The sequence below is a fragment of the Vibrio sp. 10N.239.312.C11 genome (genome assembly GCF_041466065.1).
GTDB lineage: Bacteria > Pseudomonadota > Gammaproteobacteria > Enterobacterales > Vibrionaceae > Vibrio > Vibrio tasmaniensis_A.
Window position 1 is genome coordinate 1 of record NZ_JBFSRZ010000102.1, and the last position, 5939, is coordinate 5939.

The window sequence follows — 5939 nt, forward strand, 5'->3', positions numbered from 1 at the left end:
TCGAGGTGGCGGGACTGAACTTTCTGTCCCTGCAATTAACAGCACCGAGTTAGATACCTTATTTGAAAAATGGAAAGAGCAAGGAGTGAATTTTGCTCAAGAGTCCGAAGAGTCTGTATATGGTATCAATTTTGTTGCGTTAGACCCTGATGGGCATCGATTGCGAGTGTTTGCTTAACGTTACCTTGTTTTTCTTAAAAGCCAGCATCACTGCTGGTTCATCTAAGTCCAGAACCTTCATAGGTCGAATTTTTACCCGTGGCACTTTCTAGCTCAAAAGTGCCCGTGCGACCTGAAGTCGTATGAAGCGTTGTTCACCACGACAAGAGTGAACCATCTGTATCACCAGATGACCCTAAGATCCTGAATAAAGTAGCGGATCTGACAATGTAACGAAACTTGGCCGTTAGGCTGAGTGGGAACAAAATCGTGAGAGGATGTTCCTCCTGAAAACCACAATTCGGGTAAGTGCTAGGGAGTCAATATGATGAACGTATGTGAATCCATTAAAGGTGCGTCATATGATGAAGCAGCGGAAGTGGTTAATACGCTGTGGCCAAAACGGCAACGAGAGTCGGAAAGGAGTTGGGCATTGGCCTTTCGTGATCAAAGTACTCTCCGCACTAGAGTGGGCATCTAAGTTGACATTTTACGTAACATACGGAACAGGGTAAGCCTGTATCGCTCCCTATGGGAAAGCCCTTGTGGCCGATAGTGATGCGGGTAAAGGAGGTCGGAGAAAGCGAAGGCTGCATTGTAACGATGCAGATACAGACTCGTGTCTGGTCACGAAAGTGAGCCCACTTCCGACTGGTCTTTCGTTGCGAGAGAGTTTGAAGAACTTTATTTAAGGAGAAACGCAAATGATGATTTCTAAAGAGATTAGTGCCTCTCCTGACAGTGCTCAATGGCAGTCTATCGACTGGAAACCTATTGAGTCGCATGTATTAAAGCTTCAGATGCGTATCGCAAAGGCAACTAGAGAAGGTAAACACGGTAAAGCGAAAGCCTTGCAGTGGATACTAACCCATTCTCGCTCAGCCAAGCTTCTTGCAGTAAGGCGAGTATCTCAAAATAAAGGTAGTAAAACGTCTGGAATAGATGGTGTCATCTGGAACACAGATGCACGCCGCATAAAAGCAGTTAATCAATTGAGTCGAAAGGCGTACAAAGCCCAACCGCTCAAGCGTATCTACATCCCTAAAAAGAACGGCAAGCTCAGACCATTAGGCATTCCATGCATGATTGACAGAGCGCAACAAGCCCTCCATCTTCTTGCATTAGAGCCTATATCGGAAATGCTTGCTGACCCTAATAGTTATGGATTTAGGCCAAATCGCAGTACTGCCGATGCAGTTGGGCAGTGTTTCAAATGTTTGGCATTAAAGAAATCAGCTAAATGGGTACTTGAAGGGGATATTAAAGCTTGTTTCGACAAGATCGGCCATCAATGGCTTCTTGATAACATCGTTATTGATAAGAGAATGTTGGAACAATGGCTAAAATCTGGCTTTATGGACAAAGGTCTGTTTTATCGCACCGATGAGGGAACACCGCAAGGTGGGATAATATCACCAACCTTGATGCTAATGACTCTTGCTGGACTTGAGCAGCATATTAAGTCTACGGCCCTCAAAAAGGGTAGTAGAGCCAATTTCATTGGATACGCCGACGATTTCGTCGTCACCTGCGCTTCAAAGGAAGTGTTGGAGAACGATATCAAACCGTTGATCGCTGAATTTTTAGCGGAAAGAGGCTTAACATTATCCGAAGAGAAAACGCACATTACACACATCGATAACGGCTTTAACTTTCTAGGGTTCAATCACAGAAAGTACAAAGGGAAATTGCTCATTAAACCGAGTAAATCTAACACATTGCTGTTCTTGAGCAATCTGCGCGAACTCATCAAAAAGCATGCAACAACCTCTGTAAACGATCTTATCAAACTGATAAATCCGAAATTAAGGGGTTGGGCTAATTATTATCGCCATTGCGTGGCTAAACAGGTATTCGGATATGTAGGTCATAAGCTATTTCTTGCATTATGGTACTGGGCAGTGAGGCGTCATCCGACAAAATCCAAAACTTGGGTGGCCCTTAAATACTTCGTCAACCGAAAAGGCCAATGGCATTTTCATGGTTGGCAGAAGATCATGGATATGGATTGCCAGTTCAATCTCTTCCAAATAGCCAAAGTACCGATCGAGAGACATGTAAAAAATCCGAAGTGCAGCGACACCATATGACCCTCAACACCAAGAATACTTGGCTAAGAGAAAGTCAAAAAGGCAAGCTCGCAACTCTTGGAAGGAGCCTACTCTCGCTGCTTTATAAGTTGCTGGGTATCAAACGATGCCTTCGTGAAGGCTTGAGCCTAGTGCAGTGAAAGTTGCACGCTGGGTTCTTAGGGGGACGGCACTTGGTAACAAGTGTCGTCTACCCGACCAAAACAAGTTACGAAGCATTCAGAGAGCTTTTTGCTAACCTGGCGTTTGACCTACTTTTTCTTATGCTACAAAGAATCAAGGTCATTGAAGGCTAACCACCTTGTTATCTAAATGAAGTATACAACTAATGTTCATTGCTCACTTTTGTCTCTTAGCTTATTACGCCATTTTGAAGGTGTTGTACCATAGAACGTTTTGAACTGCCTGATGAAATGAGTTGTGTCTTGCCACCCAATTTCCGTAGTAATCTGTTCAACCGACATATTTGAGTATTGTAGAAGCTGCGCTGCTTTGGCTAGACGCGCTGAAGTGATCCACATACCGACAGTAAAACCTGTTTCTGACTTTACAACTGATGCGACATGGGGAGATGTGCGTCCTACAGCAGACGCAACGTCACTTAAGGATATAGGAGTAAGGCTGTATTTTTGAATATAATGTAGTGCTTTTCCGACTAATGGCGACTTGGTGATCTTATTGTCTATTGCAGTCGTCGCACGAACGACTTCTGCTAATATCAATACAATCAGGCTCCGGTGAACATCATTACTTATCGTTGTTTCAATACTGGTTTCTTGTTTTAAGGCTTCAAACCAAGAAGTTATACGTTGTTGAGCTAGTTCACCTAAATGAGCCACAGGAGCGCCTCCTGAACGAACCTCTGCGAAGGGGCGCATTATCTCTTGCGTTTCGTTCAAACCATAGCTTTCAGCAGAGAAACCAAGTAGCCAATAGTCTAAATTACAACCCGCGACAGAACGATATGGCACTCCGAAAGGGACAATCGTAATGCTGCCAGTAACAGATTGAGTAGTGTAGCTTTGCTCCATTTTAAATGAGCCTTTTGTAGTAAAGAGCAAACCATAGTCTGGATTTACTGACACGGTTGAGTTTTCACTGTTTACGCCTTGCTCATGGATTACATAGCAGGGTGGCAATGGTGTTTTTGGAAGCATGGATAACAACTTACCGTTTTTTACACAATCTTAATATCAGCCGATAATATCTCAATCTGTGCACTCAAACAACGCAGCGTCTTTGTATATATTAACCACACACAACCCAAGTAGCTCAAATAACTAAAAGAGATTCAGGTGATAATATTTTTGGCTTACACAACTAGAGGAAAGAAATAATGACTAAGACTTTAGCTTTGTGGGAGAAGCAGGATAAACACAAAGGTGATCGCTGGGAGCTGTTTAAGGCGATCAGTGCTTATATGACTCCTCGAAAAACACTCTATCCTGGTAGTTATGTGGACATTTCACCGTCATTCGTTTTTAACGAAGTCACATATGTGGATCTTGATAAACGTGCTTCAAATTTTTTTGCTGATGAATGTACTGTTAAACAGATAATTTTTGAGCACAAAGGGAACTCAGACTCAAATATACAGTTTATTCATGGTGATTATCGCTCACTGGAGTTAAACGAAGTTGAATTCGACTTACTAATATCTCTTTATGCAGGCTTTATTTCAGAACCGTGCGGGGAGCTTTTAAGAATAGGTGGGATCTTACTTGTTAACGCTAGCCATGGAGATGCAGCTTTAACGGCTTTAGACCCAAGATTTAAGTTGATTGCTGTCGTTCTAAGAGACGATGGAGTGTATGAGGTCAACGACGAAAATCTTAAGGACTATATGAAGCCCAAGAGGCCTGAAATCATGACACGAGAAAATATATTAGCATCTGGTCGTGCGATCCCATATACAAAATCACCATTTGCATATTTGTTTAAAAGAGTAATTTAGTAATACAGGAAATCACATGAGTTACAACGAATTAAACGACGGGGTCTGCATGAATTATTATCACGATGTTAACAATGCGAAGGCATATACTGAAATGTGTGACGGATATAATGCTGCTGAGCAATTGCATATGCTCTCAAAGGTTCTTTCTCCTGAGGATTCTGTTTTAGAGTTAGGCTCGGGGCCTGGTAATGATCTTGAAATTCTCGCTCAGAAATTTCGAGTTACAGGCTCTGATTATTCACCAGCTTTCGTGAATACTCTCAATAAACGGCTACCAGATGTACTTAGCTTAATACTTGATGCAGTAAAAATTGAAACAGAAGCTAGGTATAATGCAGTATATTCCAATAAAGTAATGCATCATTTAAGTTATACTGAATTGCGCCAATCTTTCCGCCGTCAAGCTGAGCTGCTTTTACCTGGAGGTTTCGTTTTCCATTTAGTCTGGCAGAAAATTCAAGCGCCTGAGACAACTCATGGTCTATTGTTTCATCCGAGAAGTTTAGCCAAGATGAAAGAAGCAATAGGGCAAGAGTTTAACGTGGTTGAAGCAAAGGTTTTTAGCGAGTTCGAAGATGGGGATTCTCTTGCTATTCTCGCACGCAAAGTATTTTAGTCGTAGTAGTGATTGATCTGTAGTGGGTTAATGGGCTTTGTCAGCTATTTGTAGGTGACTCGCGTGATTTGGAATAGAAGGTTTTCTATGTCGTCGTAACACAAAATTGTCCAAAGCCTTCCTAGGCTGAATTTTTACCCGTGGTACGTTCTACCTCAGAAACGCCCCTTTATCAGCTAGAACAAGAACTCATTCATATCCTGTTAATGGCAATTTACCCTACAAAAAGTTATCCGAATTCAGTACATCTAGAAATTATGCTTCACTTAGCAGTCTAACCTCTCAATGTGGTCACTAACTTATTGATTACAAATTGAAGTGATAGGTGAAAGTCTGCATTATATGGGCGTAAAATGCGGCGCAGAGTCATATAGAAGGCGTTATGCTACAAGGAGTAAAAATGTTGAGATTTGATCAAGGTGATGCTCGATTTAACTTTCGAAGTGCTGCCGTTATTGTTCATGATAATCATGTGTTATTACATAGAGTTGTCGGAGATTCTTTTTGGGCGCTTCCCGGTGGTAGAGTTGAGTTTTTCGAAAACTCAGATGCTACATTGAATCGAGAGCTACTAGAAGAGTTAGGGGTAGAGTCGTCTGTTAAGAAGCATCTTTGGCACGTTGAAAGTTTCTTTGAACATGCAAATAAAAAGTATCATGAAATCGCTAACTATTTTTTTGTTCAACTAAGCGAACCTCATAGATTTCCATTGAACGAACCTTTTCGTGGTATTGAGTCTGGCGTCGATCTTGAGTTTAGGTGGTTTTCATTGAACGAGTTGCCAGAAGTGGATGTAAAGCCAGAGTTTTTGCGTTTAGGTTTGTTAGATTTACCTTTAGAAACAAAGTACATCAAACTAAGTGAGATAGCAGCATAACAAATAAGAATTTAACGCTGCGAAGCCAGCGCTTAATCCGATTGTTGAACAAGCCCGATGCCTCTATATAAGTAAATTGTGCGATCTAACCTACATCAACAATACTGGACTTCCTGAATTTAAGCCGTTTGCCATACTTGCAGTTATTCATTAATTGCTAATTTAGTAAAGTCGCTGACAAACTTTTGTCCGTGCGACGTGAAGTCGCATGAAGCGCTGTTCACCGCGATAAGAGTGAAC

Annotated in this window: 4 protein-coding genes and 2 pseudogenes; 5 read left to right on the plus strand and 1 reads right to left on the minus strand. The window is 41.8% G+C overall.

Annotation, left to right across the window (positions count from 1 at the left end):
• Together AB6D07_RS22445 and ltrA are read left to right on the plus strand one after the other, a co-directional pair.
• A pseudogene (locus AB6D07_RS22445) lies at window positions 1–178 on the plus strand (glyoxalase); the annotation flags it as partial.
• A 685-nt stretch (window positions 179–863) separates the two neighbouring features.
• Window positions 864–2337, plus strand: a pseudogene (gene ltrA / locus AB6D07_RS22450) (group II intron reverse transcriptase/maturase).
• A 244-nt stretch (window positions 2338–2581) separates the two neighbouring features.
• Here the strand turns inward: ltrA and AB6D07_RS22455 are convergent.
• Window positions 2582–3406 (minus strand): AraC family transcriptional regulator, encoded by an 825-nt coding sequence (locus AB6D07_RS22455; RefSeq protein WP_017100452.1) that lies wholly within the window; start codon window positions 3404–3406, stop codon window positions 2582–2584.
• A 179-nt stretch (window positions 3407–3585) separates the two neighbouring features.
• On the opposite strand from AB6D07_RS22455, the gene AB6D07_RS22460 reads away from it, so the two are divergent.
• The 3 genes from AB6D07_RS22460 (at window position 3586) to AB6D07_RS22470 (ending at window position 5699) form a co-directional block, all read left to right on the plus strand.
• Complete coding sequence (locus AB6D07_RS22460) at window positions 3586–4203, plus strand: hypothetical protein (protein WP_017100451.1); 618 nt, start codon at window positions 3586–3588, stop codon at window positions 4201–4203.
• A 16-nt stretch (window positions 4204–4219) separates the two neighbouring features.
• Window positions 4220–4822 (plus strand): trans-aconitate 2-methyltransferase, encoded by a 603-nt coding sequence (locus tag AB6D07_RS22465; RefSeq protein WP_017100450.1) that lies wholly within the window; start codon window positions 4220–4222, stop codon window positions 4820–4822.
• A gap of 400 nt (window positions 4823–5222) precedes the next feature.
• Window positions 5223–5699: an NUDIX hydrolase gene (locus AB6D07_RS22470; RefSeq protein WP_008224764.1), complete on the plus strand. Its 477-nt coding sequence runs from the start codon at window positions 5223–5225 to the stop codon at window positions 5697–5699.
• Window positions 5700–5939 lie beyond the last annotated feature (240 nt).

Excerpts from the sequence above, each read along its gene's own strand:
- AB6D07_RS22465 (WP_017100450.1), top strand. The coding sequence starts at position 4,220 with ATGAGTTACAACGAATTAAACGACGGGGTCTGCATGAATTATTATCAC.
- AB6D07_RS22455 (WP_017100452.1), bottom strand. The coding sequence starts at position 3,406 with ATGCTTCCAAAAACACCATTGCCACCCTGCTATGTAATCCATGAGCAA.
- AB6D07_RS22460 (WP_017100451.1), top strand. The coding sequence starts at position 3,586 with ATGACTAAGACTTTAGCTTTGTGGGAGAAGCAGGATAAACACAAAGGT.
- AB6D07_RS22470 (WP_008224764.1), top strand. The coding sequence starts at position 5,223 with ATGTTGAGATTTGATCAAGGTGATGCTCGATTTAACTTTCGAAGTGCT.